This window comes from Clostridium sp. CF012 (genome assembly GCF_018861755.1).
Lineage (GTDB): Bacteria > Bacillota > Clostridia > Clostridiales > Clostridiaceae > Clostridium_AD.
In genome coordinates this window covers 19,897-38,978 of record NZ_JAHLEF010000043.1, presented here as the reverse complement: position 1 = coordinate 38,978, position 19,082 = coordinate 19,897, and the positions used below count along the sequence as shown (strand labels likewise).

Here is a 19,082-nt window from a genome sequence, read left to right as displayed (position 1 = left end):
TTAATGCTCATTTATCCACCTCTAATCTTTATTCCATTATACATAGAAAAACCCTATAGCGTAGGTTTTTTTAAATCGTCTACTCTATAGGGTACATTTTACTATCGCTCAAACATGTACTTTTCTTCACATATCTCCAATTAAAATTAGGTAGTGCAAAAGTGCACTACCTATTCAATTGCTGTGATTAACAAGGTTTATAAACAAAATCCTAATTTATTAAAATAAAGACTGAAATTTAGTTATTGATATTCTAATGCTTTGGTTTACGAAGAATTATTAAATAAAAAAATATATATAAACAAGGAATATAATTTATTACTCAGTTTGACTATACAGTTGAACTGTATTATAATACTATTAAGTTAAACTAAATAGTAGGTGAAAATATGAAACATAACCTGTTACCATTATCTGAAACTATGCATTATATTTTATTAGCTTTGCGTCAACCACTTCATGGTTATGCAATTATGCAAAAGATTGAACTAATGAGCAAAGGTACTGTCAAATTAGCTGCTGGAACTTTGTATGGTGCAATTGAAAATCTAAACAAACACGGTTGGATTGAGCCAGTGGTTGGGGGAACTGATAGAAGAAAGGTTTATAAAATTACAGATGAAGGAATAGAAATTTTGAAAATTGAGCGAGAAAGATTACTCAATATTATATCCCTATATGAAAGGAGGGAGTTAGATGAAGAAAGTTAAACAGTTTTTCAATATTATTGAGGAAGAGAAATGGTTGAATAAGCAATTACAAATGGGTTATCACTGCTCAAATATTAGCGGATTAGGAGTATATACATTTAAAAATACTAGCGAAGACTATGTTACACGATTGGATTATCAAAATTACATGCCAGTAGAAAAATTTGAAGAATACAAAACAATATATGAAGATTACGGATGGAACCATATAAAAGGCTCAAGATTTGGCAGCATTCAATATTGGCAAAAGTTAGCTGATGGTCATGAGGATATTTTTTCTGACCGTGAATCAAATATTTATCATTATAAGCGATTAATGAACTATTCACTATCATTAACAGTTATGCTTTTGGTGATTAGCTTTATGATATACAAAGATTCAAGTTTATATGGAACAAAAGGACTTTGGGATATGGAACGCTCACTGTTCTGGAAAGCGTTTTTATTTGAAACACCGTTTGTCATTATTAAACTCCTTCCATTAATTATGTGTGTTTTTTCTGGAATTAGCTACTTGAAAGCATATCGCCAATATTTTATGTTAAAAGAAAAGTAGAATTTCTAGATCTCACTAACAAGACAACAATACAGTGAATAATTAAGACTGTCTTACTATCTGTAAATGTAAGATAGTTCGTAATCTTCTTTTAGTCCAACTTAATCGCATAAAAAAGCCTCTATATTTAAAAGTAATGTAGAGGCTTTTTTATACGATTCTATAAGTGATTACAATCCTTGAATGTCCATGAAGACATTTTTTTCAATTAATCACATTTTATTATTGATTTTATGAAGTTATCCACAATTTAATTTTTAAAACTAGTTTATCCACAAAAATCACGCACACTTGTTGTTAAGTATTAAATTATCACCTGCGATGCTGCAATTTGACGACTACAAAAGGAGATTTATACTCCTACTGAAGTTTTTTCTTTGTTATAGCTGTAATTCCCACTTAAGAATTGGGGGGCTTTCCTTCTGAAATGTCGTTAAAATACTCCTCTACAGAATTAAAGAATACAGTAACAGCTAGCAGATCTGCAGATCCCCCTGGGCTTATGTTGCGTTTTATAAATTCGCCGTCCAAGGCTGCTATTGATGCTTTCCCAATTTCCGTAGTCATTCCACCTAAAGAAATTATATGTTTTGCCTTTTGCTTTACCTCGCCTAGTGTTTCCATTGAATGTCTGTGAAGAACATTAGAATCCTCACAAAATTGCATAATGGATATGAGAGTGTGTATTAACCTGTCGTTTAATTTCAGAGTTTTATTTTCTTTATATACTTGAAGAGAGTAATCAAATACTAGGGGAATACCTCTCTCTACTTGCCCTCTTATTCCTTCTACATTATATTTTAGAAATAATTTTTCTCCATAGCTTTTGACTTTGTCTTTATCCATATAGCATAATTCATTATGAACAATACCTTTAGTCATTTGTTTTATTATATCTTGAATGCCCTCAAAATTTTTCTTATCATACATGGCTTTGGTCACGGCCGCGCAGCTTATACCTAGAAGAAAAATCATACCTTTATGAGTGTTAACCCCATTGGTACCTTTAAACATTTCATTCTCAGCTTCTATTCCTATATTTCGAATAGCTACAAATATTTCTTTAGGGGTTTTCTTTGAGTAACCCTGCTGTGCAAATAACACCATATACTTATTTAGAATAGAGGTGCTTTTAATAAAAGAATAGTGATCCATATCTATATGAGCTCCTTTTGATATGGATGACACTAGCCCAGGTGATGGGTACGCGGCCACCTCACATAGCATTGCTTCAATTGCATAGGATGCTATAACAAAAGCTTCACTTGATATTAAATATTTATTTTCCATAAAATTTCTCCATATATTCAGCAAATTTTCTTTTAATGAATCCCTCGACTTCATCGAAAGTGTGTTTTTTACTTCTTACACAATTATGAGCTATGTCATCACAAATATAACATTTCCTCATACCTAATCCAAACTCTTCTCGACTTATACCTCTACCCTTTTCATCATATACATCTACGTCTACACATCTTCCTAAAAGGTGCTTATCTTCTATATCAAGTGTAGTTGATTTAATATCTTTTGCACCTTTGTTTATAGACATAATAACAATGGGACCTTCTGCAGTTGTGGTCATTATTTTATACTGAATAGCATAAGAAAAAATTTCGCTAACCATTTGCTCTATAATTAGGGTTATTTCTTGTGAAAAACGATTATCTTTGTTAAGACCTGGATAGTTGACTCTTACAACTAGTATGGGCATCTTATATTTTTGAATTAGTTTTTCTTGAAACTCAATTCTTTTTTCTCTACTTAGCAATATGTCTTCCGCTGTATACATACCATGTTAATGGGGCGCATCGCTAACCTTAATCCGTCCCATTATCTCCTTTCCTACTACAGTATTTAAAAATTCCCAGGTTGAACTAGGAACTATATTCTGAATATCTGCTATTTTACCTTCCAAAATTAATTTTCTAACCTTTGAAGCACTTATAATATCCCCCATAAGAGCCTTTCTTTTTACCTCTACAACTTCTACTCCATAGTTAGGGAGAATGTCTTTTAAAGCGTCATTATAAGCGTTTGTAACTTGGCAATAGGGCTCTTCTCCTATAAACCTTTTAGTTATATTTAGGGTTTTACAAAAATATCTTCCGAAAATCGATGCATCTAAGGTTGTATATGCCTTTAGTATTTCATCTTTTCTTCTTAAGAAATATGTTGGGAAGGTAGCCTCTGATATGATATATTCCCCACCTTTAATAACCCGTACATTATGTAAATGGGAGACGCCCTCTTTGACCATATTATATCTATTAATAAATGGGAATGAAGATTTATCTTCTTCAACTATAAATACCAGTACCTCTGTCGATTGCCTTGCGGCCTCTTCTATCAAATATCTATGCCCCAAAGTGAAAGGATTGCAATTCATAACTATTGCAGACTTGCTTGAAACTCCATCTATATTATATTCCACTTGAATATCCTCTAAATATTTTTTTATATCATATATTCCACTCTCAAGAAGAGCTACATTTTCTATTTTGTGTATAAGTTTATACCCAAGGGAAGTGAATATATCTATGTTGGCTACCTTAGTAAATATAAAACTATGATAAATACCTTGTTCGAAAAGTTTGTCAGCCACTGCTCCCATAAGTATAGCTGATACCCCGGTTCCTCTTAAATCATCTGAAACTGCGAAACATTTAAATACATTTTTAGACTTAGAGCAAGTGGCTTTAATCTCTCCATTTTGCCTAATAACTATAGTATAATCCACGTTATCATCAAGTAATAGTTGAAAGGTTTGTAAAAAGTCACTTACTTCCTTTACTGCATCTTCATCTTTTAGATTAATTCTCTCCACGTTAAATCCGTACATAAAAGTCCTCCTTGTAAATCTTATAATTCACTTTAATATATATTTTCACTACAATCTATTATATATTTATTGCGTTATAAAAGCCAATATATAGTTTCACCATTGAGCTATTTTTTCACTTAATAAGGCAGCTTAAAACAAATAAAATAAAGCTGAAAATTATCATTTCCAGCTTTATTTTATGATTTATAGTGGTTTTCTAACCACATCTATTACGGAGCCATCTCTATATTCTATAACTGCAACTATTTGATCTGTTACCACAATTGCCTTTGGTTTACCCGTCATTTTCTCAGCTATTGCTTTAAGCTCTTCAATTGTCATTATAGGAAGATTAGTTTTCTTTAATTTTTCAATTATATCCATTCTTTTTGGATTAACCGCTATTCCTCTTTCTGTTACAATAACATCAATGCACTCCCCTGGAGTAGTTATTGTAGTTACCTTATCTTTTATAATTGGAAGCCTTGCCTTCATTAATTGCGTAACAATTATTGTAAGTTTCGCTCCTGCTGCTGTATCACTATGACCACCAGAGCCACCCATGATGGCACCATCTGAACCAGTGGTTACATTAACATTAAAGTTTGTGTCTATTTCTGTAGCACCTAAGATAACTATGTCTAGGTTGTTTACAACTGCGCCTTTGTTATCTGGATTTCCGTACATGGAAGCTGACATCCTTTGATGTTTATGCGTACTAACATAGGATTGTACTGCCTGCAAATCAAAGCATTGTACATCAAATAAGGATCTAAATAACCCTTCTTTAAACATATCTACAATATATCCAGTTATTCCACCTGAGGCGAAACTTCCAACTATACCGTGCAGTTTCATATACTTTCTTAATTCTGCAGCTACAGCCAGTGAAATCCCACCTGCACCTGTCTGAAATGACATTTCGTCTTTAACAAGGCCTGTTGCAACCATAACATCACTGGCCATTTTAGCTATTTTAAGTCCTACTGGGTCATTAGTTATTTGTGTCGTTCCAGATACTATTCCAGCTGGATCACCAATAGAATCTACCTTTAAAACATAGTCTACATATATTTGACTAATTTCTATAGGACAAGCTGGATAAGGAACCAAATTATCAGTTATTGCCACTACCCTATCAGCACACTCCGCATCGGATATCGCATAGCCTAGCGCTCCACAAGCTGATGCGCCATATAATCCATTAACGTTTCCATAAGTGTCTGCTGTAGGGGCTGCAATGAAAGCTACATCTATATGTAAATCTCCACTTTCTATTGCTCTAGCACGTCCACCATGAGTATGCATTATCACTGGTGTTTTTAATATCCCTCTGGAAATTTCTTGTGCCACAGGACCTGACATATAGTTAGTCACTATTTTTGTAACTACACCATTTTTAATGTGCTCAATTAACGGGGAATGATTTGGGAAAATAGAGCTTACTGCAACAGTAATATTCACTATACCACGACTTGCAATGGCTGCTACAACTAAATTTAGTACGTAGTCGCCATTTCTCAAATGATGGTGAAAAGAAATAGTCATGCCATCTTTAAGTTCAACCTTATCTAAAACTTCCTCTATACTATTTAAAACTTTTTCTTCATTGGGAGTTACTGGGTTTACTTTTACTTCTTTTTTTGTTTTAATACCAACATGTTTAAATGCACCTTCAAAAGGAACTACTTTCCCATAGCCTTCTATATATTCAGGTATTTCTCTCCCTAATATATTCTTCATTATTATCACCTCAATTAACTAATCCACTAAAGTAAATTTTCGAAAAGCTTTTAACCATATTTTTATATAAGGCCTAAAAGCTTTGCTAGTTCTACTGTGTTTTTAGCTCTATTTATAACTGGAGCATCTACCATTTTTCCGTCTAAGGAAAATACTCCTTTTCCTTCACTTTCTGCTTCTTCCATAGCTTCTAAAACTCTTTTAGCATATTTTATTTCATCTAACGTTGGAGCATACACAGAATGAATAGTATCAATATGTTTTGGGCTTATTGCAGCTTTCCCTGTAAGTCCTAAGCTTTTAGCTTTCCTTGTGTCTTTTTCTAAGCCTTCAAAATCACTGGTATCTGTAAATGGAGTATCTATAGAATCCACCTTCATCGTCCTACAGGCAATTGCTACTTGATTTCTTGCATAGAAGATTTCTTCTCCTTCTTTAGTTCTTTTTATTCCTAAATCTGAAGTTAAATCTTCTCCTCCAAGTAAAATAGCAACTATTCTGTCACAAGCTTTTATTATATTATAAACATTTTGAAGTCCATAAGCTGTTTCTACTATGGGAATTAATTTTATACTTCCCACCTCAAAACCTTCTTCCGCCTCTATTTTTATAAGCATCTCATCTATAGTTTTAAGTTCTTCTTCTGTAGCTTTCGGTATCATAAGTGCATCCGGTTTTACTCTTGCAATTACATCAATATCCTTTAGTGCAAATTCTGTAGTAATTGGGTTTACCCTTACTACGAGTTCTACATTACTATAATCTACATTTTTTATTGCTTCGCTTACCAGAATTCTAGCACTGTCTTTTTCTGTTAGACTAACAGCATCCTCTAAGTCTAATATAATTGAGTCAGCACCTAAAATTCCTGCATTCTGAAGCATACCTGGATTATTTCCTGGCATAAAAAGCATAGTTCTTCTCAACCTTTTCATACAAATCACCTCTTACTCCGCTCTTTTTATAGCCGTTTCTATTCTAGCTTTTATTGTATAGTTTAATGCCCCTTTATCTTGAGCATTTACTATAATATTTTTAACTCCAAGTTCCACAAGAGTATCTTGTATTACACTTTCTATTTCTTCTCCAAATTGTTTCATAACAATACTTTGAAGATTTATTTCAATACCGCCCTTAGGGTTTGGCATAATCATTACATATATATCGTTAGATTCCATTGTACCCGCTTTGGCTGGTTTATTGATTTCCATAGTATCACCTCACACAAACTTTAAGTTAATTTTATTTTACACTTTCTAAATAAGCATTTTGTCCTTGCTCGTATAGATTGTTACCCTTACTGTCTATTACAACGACTATAGGTAAGTCCTCTACTTCAAGTCTTCTTATAGCTTCAGAGCCTAAATCCTCATAGGTAACTATTTCTGCCTTCTTTACACATTTACCTATTAGTGCTCCCGCTCCACCAATGGCTGCAAAATATACAGCACCATTTTTAATCATAGAGTCTACAACCTCTTGAGATCTGAGACCCTTACCTATCATCCCTTTTAGGCCTTTCTCAAGAAGCTTTGGAGCATATGCATCCATTCTATAGCTTGTAGTAGGTCCCGCTGATCCAAGGGCCATTCCGGGCTTTGCTGGAGTTGGTCCAACATAATATATAACTGCATCCTTAACATCTATTGGGAGCTTTTCTCCCTTATCTATAAGGTCAACTAGTCTTTTATGCGCTGCATCTCTAGCTGTATATATTACGCCAGATAATAGCACACTGTCTCCTGCTTTTAAATCGTTAATCACATCTTTTGTAAGTGGCGTAGTTATTCTTTTTTCCATAACATTCTCCTCCCCTTATCCTATTTATATCATACAAATGGCACTACAATACCTTTAAAGCTCAGCTTCTGCATGTCTTGCAGCATGACAATTTATATTTACTGCCACTGGTAGCCCTGCTATATGAGTTGGATAAGTTTCAATATTAACAGCTAAGGCTGTAGTTCTTCCACCAAAACCTTGAGGTCCTATACCTAGCTTATTTATTTCCTGTGTAAGCTCTTCTTCAAGATCTGCATAGAAAGAATCTGAGTTTGCCTGCTCTGTTGGTCTAACTGCTGCTCTTTTAGCAAGGTTCGCCGCCTTATCAAACGTCCCGCCTATGCCTACCCCTACAACTATAGGTGGACATGGATTAGGACCAGCTTCTTTTACTACTTTTAAGATAAATTCCTTAACCCCTTGGAGCCCATCTGAAGGTTTTAACATTTTAATTTGACTCATGTTTTCTGAACCAAACCCCTTTGGAGCTACAGTTATTTTTAATTTATCTCCGGGTACTATATCATAATATATAACCGCTGGAGTGTTATCTTTTGTATTTACTCTGTTAATTGCATCTTTAACTACTGACTTTCTTAAAAAGCCCTCTTCATATCCTGCTGCTACGCCCTTATTAATAGCTTCCTCAAGGCTTCCACCTACTATATGAACCTCTTGGCCAAGCTCTATAAATACACAAGTCATACCTGTGTCTTGACACATTGGCATTTTTTCATTTTTAGCTATATCTGCATTTATTAAAATCTTATCTAAAACACCTTTAGCTATATCCCAAGTTTCCTTTTCTCTAGCCTTTTTTAATTGGTTTCTAATATCATCAGAAAGATAGTAATTAGCATCTATACATAATTTTTTTATTGTTTTTGTTATTTCAGATACATTTATTTCTTTCATTGCATCCTCCTTTTAATCATCTTCTTCGAAGCTGAAATATCGTTAGAATTGTTTTTTAAATATGGGAAAAGGCAGTTTAAATAAACCGCCTCTATAAGTATTCTTCAAAAGGATACTTATCATCCCAAATTAATTGTTTTTCTTATTTTTTTCTATTAACTAGAGCTACAACTCTATTCATTTCGTTATTAACTATCATATATCCTTCATCTACACCCATACCTGGTTTTGCTAAGCATTGATCTGCTCCACAACCCATAGCTATGTTTGTACACACTTCTGCAGATCTGTTAGTTTCATTACATGTTCCACCACAGTATGCTCCACGTCCTTGTTTTTTGCAATATAATATAGCTTCAATTATGTTATTAACTCCACCTAAATCTGGTGTTTTTATTTGAAGCATATGTCCTGCTTTATTATCTGCAAATAATACTACGTCTTCATAAGTATTACACCATTCATCCGCAACAAGTTCTACATTAATCTTTCTATTATCTAATTCTGTTGTTAAATCTCTTAATGCTTCCATTTGTCTTTCTCTATGCTCAACATCCATTGGTCCTTCAATTCTCAAGGCGAATGGCTTTGCAGCAAGTTCTAGTGTTGCTAAATAATCAGCCATAGCTTTTGTATCGTTGTTGAACGCAACTCCGATTGTTCCATATACATCTATGTGGAATATTGGATTATAGTTTTTATCAGTTCTTAATTTTAATACTCTAGCACTTAACCACTCCACATAAGCAAGTAATTTTTCACCCTTAAGTCCTAATTTTTCTTCTACATTGTTTATTAGTGCGTGAGGCATTACGTCTGCACCTTTTATTATCATTTTATCTGAGCTATTGTATCTATCATCACCTGATTGTGTGAAAATAGCTATTCTCTTAATATCTACTCCAGTTTTATATTCATCACGTACAATTTCTGCCATAGTTACTTTTTTAGCTTTTGCTACAGCATCTAGAATAGCTTGAGTTATTCCATATCTTATTGCTGTATGAAGTCTTTTACCGTTAACTAGCATGTGGTCAAACTCTTCTGCCAGGCTTTTAAAGTTTGTGAGTTCTCTACCTATTAATTTTGGTGCTATTTCACTTTCTATAATTGGTATAAAATCTTTTGCAAGGAATAACGGGTCACGTCCGCCTGCTCCAGAATATTGTACTGCTGCACAATCTCCGTAAGCTACTTGGCCATCTTCAAGTATAAGCATTACTGATATTGATTCTCCTGCTTGTCTAATAGATGTAAATCCTTCTGTCACTGGTTCACCTACATATGTAAAGCCGTCATGCTGCGCACCTTTTTTTATAGCTCTTTGGTCGTCAAAATAAAATCCTGTTCTTCCTGTTGAACATAATACATCAATAATTTTCATAATATACACCTATCCTTCTATAATTTTTTAATGCAATTTTAATATATACATTTATTTTTTCTCTGGTCTTCCAATAAGTACGCCTTTTCCTACTGCGAATATATCATCTATTGTCATTTGGAAGCTTACATCTCTATTTTCAAATTTCGCTCTGTCTTCAAGTTTTTTCATATTGAAATTTATTAAATCCTGTGTAAATGGAATATTCCCGAATTTTAGGTATCTTATTGCTCCATTATTATCTCTTGCAGGCATCATTTTACCAGCATTAAATTTACTTGGTGCAAATGGAACATCAATGATTCCCATAGCAAAGCCTTTAACTGATCCTATAGCTAGGTCACCTTTTCCGATTTCATATATCTTGTCTATCATGCACTTTGTTTCAGCTTTTATTACTTCTATTTCTGTTTTCAATTCCTGAGACATAGGCAATCTTTGACCTTTTAATAAGTTTAATGTCATCTTTGTAGCCCTTATGCCCATAGCATTAGCTTCTTTAGTAGGGATTCCTATAGCTTCATGAGGGGTTTTAACTATTACTTTTGTTGCACCTGCAAGTGCAGCTGTGGCAGCTCCTGTAGATATAACTCCGAAAGCTTGTGCTTCATCTGCAGGGAAGCCTCCCATCCATTGATGTAAAACCGTTGTTAAGTATATATCTTTATATCCAGCTGCTTTTAAATATTCATCGCATTGCTCTTCTAATGCTCTTATAGCTGCTACATCTTGTATTAAATTTCCACACTGACCATATCCAACTGTAAGGTTTTTAACTCCTTGTTCTGCTGCAAGCAAGCTTTCTATTATTGCAATTGCATTAGAGGTACTAGGTGGTACTAATGTTCCTGTTAATGGTCCAAAAGGTTCCCTATTTATTGAAATTCCTTGTTCTTCATAAAAACCAACAAGCCTATCGCAATACTGCCAATCTAAAATTGTTTTTCCAAGTGTTGCATTTTTAGCGTATGGAATATTATAGGAAATGCCGCCGCCTTCATTTGAAGTCCAACCAGAAGCATGGGTTATTTCAGCGAGGAGTCTTCCATCTGGAGTTCCGTGTCTTGATTCCAGTGGGTTATTTACTGCTTCGAAAACTTGTCTACAGCCTTTGACTCCATGATTAACACCTGGAAATCCGTTTAATAGAGATCTTCCTTCACTTATACTATCCTTTATTCCTATTTCACATTCATCATATCTATTTTGTCTTGTATAACTATCTATTGTTGATGGTAGTAAATCTGCTCCACCTTCTGTCTCTAAAAAGTTTAGAAGTTCGATATGCTTGTCTATTAATGCAACACCGGCTCTGGGTTGTGCTAGTGTTATACCTTCTTCTTTAGCTTTAATTAATTTTTTCGCAAAATTTTTGTGATCAGGAATTTGCTTATTATATTCTATAGCTTCTTTTAAATCCACTTCGCTGCCTGTTGGCCATTGGCTTAATACTTCTTTTCTAATCTCAAAGAACTCTTCATTTGTCCATTTTTTATTTCTTAATTCCACTAAAATTCCCTCCTAATAATTATACTTGCACTAAATATTTTTTCATGATTCTAACCGCTTTATCTGGATAATCCTCCGACAATAACCCCATAGCCGATAATATATAAGTTTTATCGAGTAAATATGACGCATGACGCGGCTTTAAATACGTTGGGTTTTCTGCACTAAAAGCTCCTGCACTTAAAATATCTTGTGGATTTTTGCTGTGTATTAATACTCCACCTGTACCTATCATATACTTTACTTCCATAAGATCCTTTCCTATTTGAGTATACATTGCTCCCATAGGTGTAAGTGTGTGTTCAATAGTACCTACATGTCTTTCTAATGATAGCTCTGTGGCTACTTTAGCCATAGCCTCATCAAAATCTATTTCTTCCTTAGTCATAGGCACCATCTTTATATGTTCTATTCTATATTTACAATTTGCATCAATATCAATTTTTCGATCTGTGTCCCCTAGATACTTTCTTAATTTTCTGCTACCAGCCGCTTCCCTTAGTGAAACTGCAGAATATCTCATACCAAGATCACCTTCAACAGTTCTTTTAGCAAATGGTTCTTCTAGGCCACGTGTGGTAACCCCTGACTTTGTAGGTTCTCCATCTGCTATAGAATGTACATCTGTGGTTGCTCCACCAATATCAATAACTATTAAGTCTCCCAGTCCACTTTCTTCATCACTGCCTTCACTTAGTATCCTTGCAGCCTTTAGCACAGCTGCTGGTGTTGGCATTAAAATACCACTTACTAAATCTTCTGCATTGCTAAGACCCTTAGCATCAATTATTTTTTCCATAAATACTTTTCTAATTTCTTCTCTAGCGGGTTCTACATTTAGTTTACTTAACTGTGGCATTACATTACTCGTAATAGTAAAATACATTTTTGCCTTTGTGAATATATCTCTTATTTCATCGCTTGCAACTTTATTTCCAGCTACTACTATTGGTAATTTAACTTCATTTTCAGCTAACATTTTTGCATTGTGAACTATGCATGCCTTGTTACCACCATCAGTTCCACCTGCAAGAAGTATTATATCTAAGTCTGAATTTTTAATTTCTTCTATTTCAGTAAGTGTTAATTCATAGCTGTATACTTTTAATACTCTAGCTCCAGCTCCAAGGGCTGCTCTTTTTGCAGCTTCTGCCGTTAAATCTGGTACCAGTCCAATAGCTATCATCTTAAGACCTCCTGCAGCTGAGGAGCATGCTAACTTATTAATAAAATTAACATTTTTTTCTTTTATTATATGTTCTATTTTTAAATAAGCTTTGTCATAGCCTATCATTATGTTGTCTTCAATTGTTGTTATGTCTTTGGCTGTAGCAATTATTTCTTCTTTTTCTATATCTACAACAGTCAGTTTAGTGTATGTACTTCCAAAATCTACAAGTAAATATGCATCCACTTATATCACTCCTATTGATTTTATAATAGTCCTGCCTATTCTAGAACAGGCGCATCTATTCTATAATAGACCTAATGCTTCTTTTAAGTCATATATTGTTGTTTCTAGTGATGTTCCTGGTGGATATACCTTGTTAAACCCCATAGCTGTAAATCTACTGTGAACGTCATCCCAATTTTGCTTTCCTACAACTATGTTTCCACCTACAAATAGCAATATATCATTTAAGCCTGCTTCATCACATTTCTCTCTCATGCCTCTGCAATCGATTTCTCCATGTCCGTATAGAGAAGATACTATTATCACATCTGCATTAGTTTCAACAGCTGCATTTATAAAATCTTCTTGTGGAGAAAGCACTCCTATGTTAATAACATTAAACCCAGCCTCTGTAAGTGCATAGTCTAAAATTTTATTACCAACAGCGTGACAATCTGACCCTATTACTCCTAGAATTAAAGTCTTTTTTTCCATTTTTTAAAAGCCTCCTAAATAATTTTTTATAACATTATTTTTTGAACTTTATTTCAATAATCTTTGATCTAAGCGCTTTTACTGAGCCATCATCTAGACTATATAGAAATTGTATTATTTCCTTATTGCTGAAATTTTCACTTTTAACATCTTTATATCTACCTGGGGATACTATCATAACATCTGATTTTTGCATTATATTCAAAAGTTCATTACTATCCGTGGTATTGGAGTATGTAATATCAACTTCAGATAATCCGGCCTTTTCTAAAGCTCCTTTTATTTTGAACATAAATTCTTCAGAGATACATATAAATCCAAACTTTGTATCTGCAGCATATCTAGCAATCTTAACTATTGGTTCTAAATTTGGAGTTATAGCAACTCCCAAAATCTCCTTATTAAGTCCCTTAGTTAAATTCGTAACTTCATTAATATGATTAAAGGTGGTTATTATAAACTCAGCTGCTTCAATCTTTTCTTTAGTCTCCTTGTCCATCTTTTGCAACTCATTTATTGTTAAATTCATTACATTCATATTGCTATTTTTACTAAGTTGACTACTAAACATTTTAGCTTGTTCAATATTGCACTCTACATATACTGCTACGATTTTATCCATTATTTGTTTTTTTTCATTTACTCTTTGATTTACTATGTCTAAAAATTCTTCTGGTTTCATTCCAATTTCCAAAGCTTCCTCTAGTCCTAAATCAACGAATTTCATTATTTTTTTTCTTATATCTAGGCTTTCCCAAGATATAGCTTCCTCCACTACAAAAGTTCCCTTACCTTGATAGGATTTCAATGCCCCATCTTGTTCCAAGTCATTATATGCAGTGCTTATAGTATTTCTGCTTACATTTATTCGCTGAGATAATTCTCTTTCTGTAGGCATTTTTGTTCCAACCTTGAGAGATCCTTTTTTTATTTCATCCATGATCTGATTTTTAACTTGAATATAAAGCGGTACTCCATTTTTTTTGTTTATCTCGATGTTAATAAAAATCCCTCCCAAAGCATATTGGATTAATGGACTAATCCACTACCATGTTTATAATACCATGTGGACTAGTCCATTTCAATCATTGTATTATTACCATTTAGTGTTGTTTTTGGTGATATGGAGAACTTAACCCCACTTATCTACCTTAGCCTTACGTTTAATACTATTTCCAATAGAATTGATAAGGTTTTCATGTTTATGGTTATATTCTTTAAATAATACTATTAAAATAGTATATACAAATACTAAGGGGGCCCCTTTTGATAAAGAAACACTTTTCTATTGTTATATATCTTTTAAGCACAATTTTAATATTAATTCTTTCAATATTTATATATAGAATTATCACACATATTTCTTATGTTTATGTGCATGATCAAGTAAACATATCAAAATATACTGGGGAAAGAATTTACAATCCAAACCTTGAAAAATCTTCGAAAATTGCAACTTATAATAATGCTAGTAAGGGTGCTCCACTTATAGGGCTTAGTAGTGCGGATGTGGTTCTTGAGTTCCTTAGTAACTCTTCTGGAATAACTTATAAGGCTATATTTAACCAAGAGGCAGCCAAAAACATTAGTGGGGCCGTTAACCTAAAAGAATACTCTAATTCATATCTTCCAAAATTTAATTTTTCTGATAATATTGCCATAGGTGACATTAAAGGTAGGAACGCTACAAATATTTTCGTGACTTTCAATGAAGGTTCATCTTCAAATTTTTTATATCAAAATGGAGAATACCATCACTATAGAGGCCTACAGATTGACAAAGACACTGATTCTCCCGTAGTGCTTTCTAATATTGTCATACAATTTATTCATGGTAATATTACTAACGAGGAAACCTTAACCTCCTCTGAAAACCAGGGATCTGGGTTGCTTTTTTGCGCTGGAATAGCTCAAGATATTAAATGGAGTAGAAAAGGTAACTCCCCAATAAAGATTAGTGATGAAAATGGGAAGGAGGTTTCACTAATGCCCGGAACTACCTGGTGGATTTTTATTGACAAGGACTCTTCAGTGGCCTATGATTAACAATTAAATATAAATTGGCACTATCTATAAAGTCCAATTGGAACTAAAAAGACATATTACTAGGATAATATGTCTTTTTACTTTATATTATTTATTTACTATTGGTACATACTGATAAAAAACTCACTTATAGATTTACTTATAGAATTTGCAATTTTATCTTGATATTCATTAGACTTTAATTTTTGCTCCTCTTCATAGTTTGATAAAAACCCACATTCTACTAAAACACTTGGCATAGTGTCATTCTCTCTTAATATCTTATAAGCAGTTTTAGCAGGCTTTTGCACTCTTTTATTACTGGGATCTAAATCTATCCTAAGATTTTTCTGGACTGTACCAGCAAAAGTTGCACTATCTTTATAATCCGAGTACCATACCTGTGCTCCAGAATATTTGCTCTGGGTAAAATAATTTAAATGAATACTAATAAACATATCGCAATTACTAGATTTCTTTAAATCACATCTTTTTTTCAAATCTTCAGTGTATCTTGCTCTTATAGTTCCACTGCTTGAGTAAAGTCCTGCATCCTCTTCTCTTGTCATAACTACCTCATAACCTATTTTTTGCAAGTTATCTTTAAGCTTTGTTGCTATACTTAAATTAATGTTTTTTTCCACAGTACCATTTTTAGAACTTGTTCCACCATCCATTCCCCCATGGCCGGCATCAATGAGTATTTTTTTACTCCCTATTTGTAATCTTTCATTATTCATAGTTTGTTTAACAAAGCTTAAATTTACTACTATAAAGCTTCCCATCGCTACAATGATTACTATTACAGTAGCTATTAATTTATTGTTTCCGTATTTCAATGCACCCACCCTTTTTATATATTACTACCATTTATTTTATTCGCCTTGTAGCCTATTTAGTATTATTTCTATACTACTTAGTATATAGACAAAAAACACCCACCAAAAATTCTGGCAGATGCTTCTCTTTTTACATTCTTATTTTTTTATTACTACTTCGGCAATATTGGTTGCATGATCTCCGATTCTTTCAAAATTACTAATCATATCTAAAAACATGGTTCCAACTGTAGCACCGCAAGTCCCAGTATTTAATCTTCTTATATGTGATAACCTTAGTTCTTTTTCTAAGCTGTCAATTCTATTTTCTATTTCCATAATAGATTCTGCCTTTAGAATATCATTATTTTCAAAACTTTCAATACTAATCTCTAAGGCATGCACTATGTATTTATACATTCCATCTAACTCATGTAGCGCTTCTCTGGAGAAATTCAAATTCTTTTGGATCTTTTCACTAGTTATATCTGCCAAATTCTCGGCATGATCTCCAATACGCTCTATATCATTTACTACATTAAACATAGACGTTACTATTTTAGTTTGGTGCTCGGATAATTCTGCTGAGGAAAGCTTTACTAAATATGATGTAATTTCGTCCTCCAGTAAATTTATTAATTTTTCATTTCCATAAACAGTTTTTATACTACTTTCATTATTGTTAATAAAACAGTCCATAGCAAGTTGTACATTCTCTTTTGCGAGATTTGCCATTCTAACAACCTCTTTTGTAGTTTGACCAACTGCAATTACCGGTGTCTCTAGTAACCTGTCATCTATATACTTAACACCCATTGTTTGAACTTCATCTTCTCCAGGTATTATTTTATTAACGAGTAAAACAAGATATTTTATAAATGGTACCATAATTATTGTATTTGTTATGTTAAATATAGTGTGGGCATTTGCAATTTGTCTTTTTATATCTATAGTTCCACCTGGCGATATACCTTGCACAAGGCTTATTAGTGGATTTATTAATGGTATAAAAATCAAAGTACCAAATATGTTAAAGAATAGATGTATTAAGGCTGCTTTTTTTGCTGTTTTTGAAGTTCCTATGCTTGATAATAGTGCTGTTATACATGTACCTATATTATTACCAAATAAAATTGGAACTGCTACTGCCAGTGGTAGCGCTCCTGTAGAAGCTAATACTACTATAATGCCAGTGGATGCGGAGGAACTTTGGATTACAGCAGTCATTAGTGCACCGGTTAAAATCCCTAAGATAGTATTTCCTTCGAGCTTCATTATTAAAGTTGCAAAAGCTGGCGACTCAGCTAGTGGAGACATAGTGTCCTTCATTAATTGCATTCCTAAAAAGAGAATACCAAGTCCTAATATTATATTACCTATTTCTCTACTTTTCTTACCCTTAGAAAATATTATTGTTAGCGAACCTATTCCTAAAAATATCGGTATTATATTATCAAGGTTAAATGCAATTAGCTGCGCCGTTACAGTAGTTCCAATATTAGCTCCCATAATTACTGCTGCTGCTTGATATAAGTTCATAAGGCCTGCATTTACAAAACCTACTACCATTACTGTAGTAGCACTGCTGCTTTGAATAACTGCCGTTATAGCAGCCCCTGTTGCCACTCCTTTAATGGGATTCGATGTGATTTTTTCAAATATCTTTTTAAGTTTTTCACCGGAAGTATTTGCCAGTCCATCTCCCATCATCTTCATTCCATACAGGAATAACCCTAGTCCTCCAAAAAGCCCTATAAACATATTTACTGCATTCATAAAATCCCTCCATATTTAAACTTATTATAAGTACTTTAATCATTCATCTAAATAATACTATAAGTTAAGCTATATGTTATGTATTTTGTACTATATTTAACATAGACTTTAATAAACTTAACACAAACATAACATAATGAGTATTTACTTTTCCATTATATTGATATATTATATTAAGTTAATAACTTTATAAATTTTTATAAAATAAAAAAAGGGAATATACACCTTTACTAAGTGTATATTCCCTCTTATGTACAAAAATATTATCTCTTTGAGAACTGAGATGCTTTTCTTGCTTTTTTAAGACCGTATTTCTTTCTTTCTTTCATTCTTGGATCTCTTGTTAAAAATCCTGCTTTTTTAAGTTCAGGTCTTAAAGTTTCATCAGCTTTAAGAAGTGATCTTGAAATACCATGTCTTATTGCACCGGCTTGACCTGTATATCCACCACCGTGTACATTAACTAATATATCGAATTTATCTTTAGTTCCAGTTAACACTAGTGGTTGGTTAACTATAAGCATTAAAGTTTCTAATCCGAAATAATTTTCTATTGCTCTTTTATTTATAACAATTTTACCTTCTCCAGGTATAAGTCTAACTCTCGCAACTGATTTCTTTCTTCTTCCTGTTCCTATATATTGAACTTTTGCCATTATATTTACTCCCTCCTAACCTGATTAGTATTTAAGCACTAATGTTTCTGGATTCTGTGCCTGGTTCTTATGTTCTGGTCCTCTGTAAACAGTCATTTTTTTAGCTGTTTGACGACCTAGTGGTCCCTTTGGAAGCATTCTTCTTACTGCCTCTTCAAAAATAAACTCAGGTTTTTTAACTAATGCTACTCTATATGGAACTTCTTTTAATCCACCTGGATAAAAAGAGTGATGTCTTAACATTTTTTGGTCTAATTTCTTACCAGTTAAAACGATCTTATCAGCATTTATTACAATTACAAAGTCACCAGTATCCACATGTGGTGTAAATGTTGGTTTATGTTTTCCTCTTAATATTGAAGCTATTTGGCTAGCTGCTCTTCCTAAAACTTTTCCTTCTACGTCGACAACGAACCATTTTCTTTCTACTTCTAGTGGTTTTGCTATGAATGATTTTGATTTCATTATTTTCCCTCCCTGAACTTTTAACAATTAA

At 33.2% G+C, this 19,082-nt stretch carries 20 protein-coding genes; 3 read left to right on the top strand and 17 right to left on the bottom strand.

Annotated features, from left to right (window positions below; translation table 11 throughout):
- The first annotated feature begins 389 nt into the window (after positions 1 to 389).
- The gene (locus KPL50_RS23575; RefSeq protein ID WP_216300969.1) at positions 390 to 710 is read left to right on the top strand and encodes a PadR family transcriptional regulator; all 321 of its coding nucleotides are present in this window, start codon (positions 390 to 392) and stop codon (positions 708 to 710) included.
- Complete coding sequence (locus tag KPL50_RS23570; protein ID WP_216300968.1) at positions 697 to 1,266, top strand: DUF2812 domain-containing protein; 570 nt, start codon at positions 697 to 699, stop codon at positions 1,264 to 1,266. Before KPL50_RS23575 ends, KPL50_RS23570 begins: the two co-directional genes overlap by 14 nt.
- A 399-nt stretch (positions 1,267 to 1,665) precedes the next feature.
- Here KPL50_RS23570 and citG read toward each other — a convergent pair whose 3' ends face one another.
- The 13 genes from citG to KPL50_RS23505 all read right to left on the bottom strand — a co-directional run bounded on the left by citG (position 1,666) and on the right by KPL50_RS23505 (position 14,329).
- Positions 1,666 to 2,556 carry a triphosphoribosyl-dephospho-CoA synthase CitG gene (gene citG, locus KPL50_RS23565; RefSeq protein ID WP_216300967.1) on the bottom strand — a complete coding sequence of 297 codons (891 nt, stop codon included), beginning with the start codon at positions 2,554 to 2,556 and terminating at the stop codon, positions 1,666 to 1,668.
- Positions 2,546 to 3,058 carry a citrate lyase holo-[acyl-carrier protein] synthase gene (citX, locus tag KPL50_RS23560; RefSeq protein WP_216300966.1) on the bottom strand — a complete coding sequence of 171 codons (513 nt, stop codon included), beginning with the start codon at positions 3,056 to 3,058 and terminating at the stop codon, positions 2,546 to 2,548. The genes citG and citX overlap by 11 nt, the downstream gene beginning before the upstream one ends.
- 6 nt (positions 3,059 to 3,064) lie before the next feature.
- Positions 3,065 to 4,108: a [citrate (pro-3S)-lyase] ligase gene (citC, locus tag KPL50_RS23555; RefSeq protein WP_216300965.1), complete on the bottom strand. Its 1,044-nt coding sequence runs from the start codon at positions 4,106 to 4,108 to the stop codon at positions 3,065 to 3,067.
- A 186-nt stretch (positions 4,109 to 4,294) separates the two neighbouring features.
- On the bottom strand, positions 4,295 to 5,833 hold the full coding sequence (gene citF / locus KPL50_RS23550) for a citrate lyase subunit alpha (RefSeq protein WP_216300964.1): 1,539 nt from the start codon (positions 5,831 to 5,833) through the stop codon (positions 4,295 to 4,297).
- A 62-nt stretch (positions 5,834 to 5,895) separates the two neighbouring features.
- The gene (locus KPL50_RS23545; RefSeq protein ID WP_216300963.1) at positions 5,896 to 6,768 is read right to left on the bottom strand and encodes a CoA ester lyase; all 873 of its coding nucleotides are present in this window, start codon (positions 6,766 to 6,768) and stop codon (positions 5,896 to 5,898) included.
- Positions 6,769 to 6,780: 12 nt separating this feature from the next.
- Entirely contained in the window at positions 6,781 to 7,044 is a 264-nt protein-coding gene (gene citD, locus KPL50_RS23540; protein WP_216300962.1) for a citrate lyase acyl carrier protein, read from the bottom strand.
- 31 nt (positions 7,045 to 7,075) lie between these two features.
- The gene (locus KPL50_RS23535) at positions 7,076 to 7,633 is read right to left on the bottom strand and encodes a Fe-S-containing hydro-lyase (protein WP_216300961.1); all 558 of its coding nucleotides are present in this window, start codon (positions 7,631 to 7,633) and stop codon (positions 7,076 to 7,078) included.
- A 54-nt stretch (positions 7,634 to 7,687) separates the two neighbouring features.
- The gene (locus tag KPL50_RS23530; protein ID WP_216300960.1) at positions 7,688 to 8,530 is read right to left on the bottom strand and encodes a fumarate hydratase; all 843 of its coding nucleotides are present in this window, start codon (positions 8,528 to 8,530) and stop codon (positions 7,688 to 7,690) included.
- A gap of 142 nt (positions 8,531 to 8,672) precedes the next feature.
- A complete protein-coding gene (locus KPL50_RS23525; RefSeq protein ID WP_216300959.1) occupies positions 8,673 to 9,914 on the bottom strand; it encodes a methylaspartate ammonia-lyase in 1,242 nt (413 codons plus the stop codon).
- A gap of 51 nt (positions 9,915 to 9,965) precedes the next feature.
- Positions 9,966 to 11,423 (bottom strand): methylaspartate mutase subunit E, encoded by a 1,458-nt coding sequence (locus KPL50_RS23520; RefSeq protein ID WP_216300958.1) that lies wholly within the window; start codon positions 11,421 to 11,423, stop codon positions 9,966 to 9,968.
- Between the two features lie 19 nt (positions 11,424 to 11,442).
- Positions 11,443 to 12,837 (bottom strand): methylaspartate mutase accessory protein GlmL, encoded by a 1,395-nt coding sequence (glmL, locus tag KPL50_RS23515; RefSeq protein WP_216300957.1) that lies wholly within the window; start codon positions 12,835 to 12,837, stop codon positions 11,443 to 11,445.
- 60 nt (positions 12,838 to 12,897) lie between these two features.
- On the bottom strand, positions 12,898 to 13,311 hold the full coding sequence (gene glmS / locus KPL50_RS23510; protein WP_216300956.1) for a methylaspartate mutase subunit S: 414 nt from the start codon (positions 13,309 to 13,311) through the stop codon (positions 12,898 to 12,900).
- 34 nt (positions 13,312 to 13,345) lie between these two features.
- Positions 13,346 to 14,329 carry a GntR family transcriptional regulator gene (locus KPL50_RS23505; RefSeq protein WP_290443287.1) on the bottom strand — a complete coding sequence of 328 codons (984 nt, stop codon included), beginning with the start codon at positions 14,327 to 14,329 and terminating at the stop codon, positions 13,346 to 13,348.
- 248 nt (positions 14,330 to 14,577) lie between these two features.
- Here KPL50_RS23505 and KPL50_RS23500 point away from each other — a divergent pair, with 248 nt between their 5' ends.
- The gene (locus tag KPL50_RS23500) at positions 14,578 to 15,357 is read left to right on the top strand and encodes a DUF3048 C-terminal domain-containing protein (RefSeq protein WP_216300954.1); all 780 of its coding nucleotides are present in this window, start codon (positions 14,578 to 14,580) and stop codon (positions 15,355 to 15,357) included.
- 98 nt (positions 15,358 to 15,455) lie between these two features.
- Here the strand turns inward: KPL50_RS23500 and cwlD are convergent, their stop codons facing one another.
- From cwlD to rplM, 4 genes are all read right to left on the bottom strand, one after another.
- Positions 15,456 to 16,175, bottom strand: coding sequence for an N-acetylmuramoyl-L-alanine amidase CwlD (gene cwlD, locus KPL50_RS23495; protein WP_216300953.1), 720 nt, complete (start codon positions 16,173 to 16,175; stop codon positions 15,456 to 15,458).
- A gap of 138 nt (positions 16,176 to 16,313) precedes the next feature.
- Entirely contained in the window at positions 16,314 to 17,930 is a 1,617-nt protein-coding gene (locus KPL50_RS23490; RefSeq protein ID WP_216300952.1) for a Na/Pi cotransporter family protein, read from the bottom strand.
- A 263-nt stretch (positions 17,931 to 18,193) separates the two neighbouring features.
- Positions 18,194 to 18,586 (bottom strand): 30S ribosomal protein S9, encoded by a 393-nt coding sequence (gene rpsI / locus KPL50_RS23485; protein WP_125002924.1) that lies wholly within the window; start codon positions 18,584 to 18,586, stop codon positions 18,194 to 18,196.
- A 24-nt stretch (positions 18,587 to 18,610) separates the two neighbouring features.
- Complete coding sequence (gene rplM / locus KPL50_RS23480) at positions 18,611 to 19,051, bottom strand: 50S ribosomal protein L13 (protein WP_216300951.1); 441 nt, start codon at positions 19,049 to 19,051, stop codon at positions 18,611 to 18,613.
- Positions 19,052 to 19,082: the final 31 nt, after the last annotated feature.

What these genes read in the sequence shown, in the direction of transcription:
- KPL50_RS23575 (WP_216300969.1), top strand. Translation starts at nt 390, where the DNA reads ATGAAACATAACCTGTTACCATTATCTGAAACTATGCATTATATTTTA.
- KPL50_RS23570 (WP_216300968.1), top strand. Translation starts at nt 697, where the DNA reads ATGAAGAAAGTTAAACAGTTTTTCAATATTATTGAGGAAGAGAAATGG.
- citG (WP_216300967.1), bottom strand. Translation starts at nt 2,556, where the DNA reads ATGGAAAATAAATATTTAATATCAAGTGAAGCTTTTGTTATAGCATCC.
- citX (WP_216300966.1), bottom strand. Translation starts at nt 3,058, where the DNA reads ATGTATACAGCGGAAGACATATTGCTAAGTAGAGAAAAAAGAATTGAG.
- citC (WP_216300965.1), bottom strand. Translation starts at nt 4,108, where the DNA reads ATGTACGGATTTAACGTGGAGAGAATTAATCTAAAAGATGAAGATGCA.
- citF (WP_216300964.1), bottom strand. Translation starts at nt 5,833, where the DNA reads ATGAAGAATATATTAGGGAGAGAAATACCTGAATATATAGAAGGCTAT.
- KPL50_RS23545 (WP_216300963.1), bottom strand. Translation starts at nt 6,768, where the DNA reads ATGAAAAGGTTGAGAAGAACTATGCTTTTTATGCCAGGAAATAATCCA.
- citD (WP_216300962.1), bottom strand. Translation starts at nt 7,044, where the DNA reads ATGGAAATCAATAAACCAGCCAAAGCGGGTACAATGGAATCTAACGAT.
- KPL50_RS23535 (WP_216300961.1), bottom strand. Translation starts at nt 7,633, where the DNA reads ATGGAAAAAAGAATAACTACGCCACTTACAAAAGATGTGATTAACGAT.
- KPL50_RS23530 (WP_216300960.1), bottom strand. Translation starts at nt 8,530, where the DNA reads ATGAAAGAAATAAATGTATCTGAAATAACAAAAACAATAAAAAAATTA.
- KPL50_RS23525 (WP_216300959.1), bottom strand. Translation starts at nt 9,914, where the DNA reads ATGAAAATTATTGATGTATTATGTTCAACAGGAAGAACAGGATTTTAT.
- glmS (WP_216300956.1), bottom strand. Translation starts at nt 13,311, where the DNA reads ATGGAAAAAAAGACTTTAATTCTAGGAGTAATAGGGTCAGATTGTCAC.
- KPL50_RS23490 (WP_216300952.1), bottom strand. Translation starts at nt 17,930, where the DNA reads ATGAATGCAGTAAATATGTTTATAGGGCTTTTTGGAGGACTAGGGTTA.
- rpsI (WP_125002924.1), bottom strand. Translation starts at nt 18,586, where the DNA reads ATGGCAAAAGTTCAATATATAGGAACAGGAAGAAGAAAGAAATCAGTT.
- rplM (WP_216300951.1), bottom strand. Translation starts at nt 19,051, where the DNA reads ATGAAATCAAAATCATTCATAGCAAAACCACTAGAAGTAGAAAGAAAA.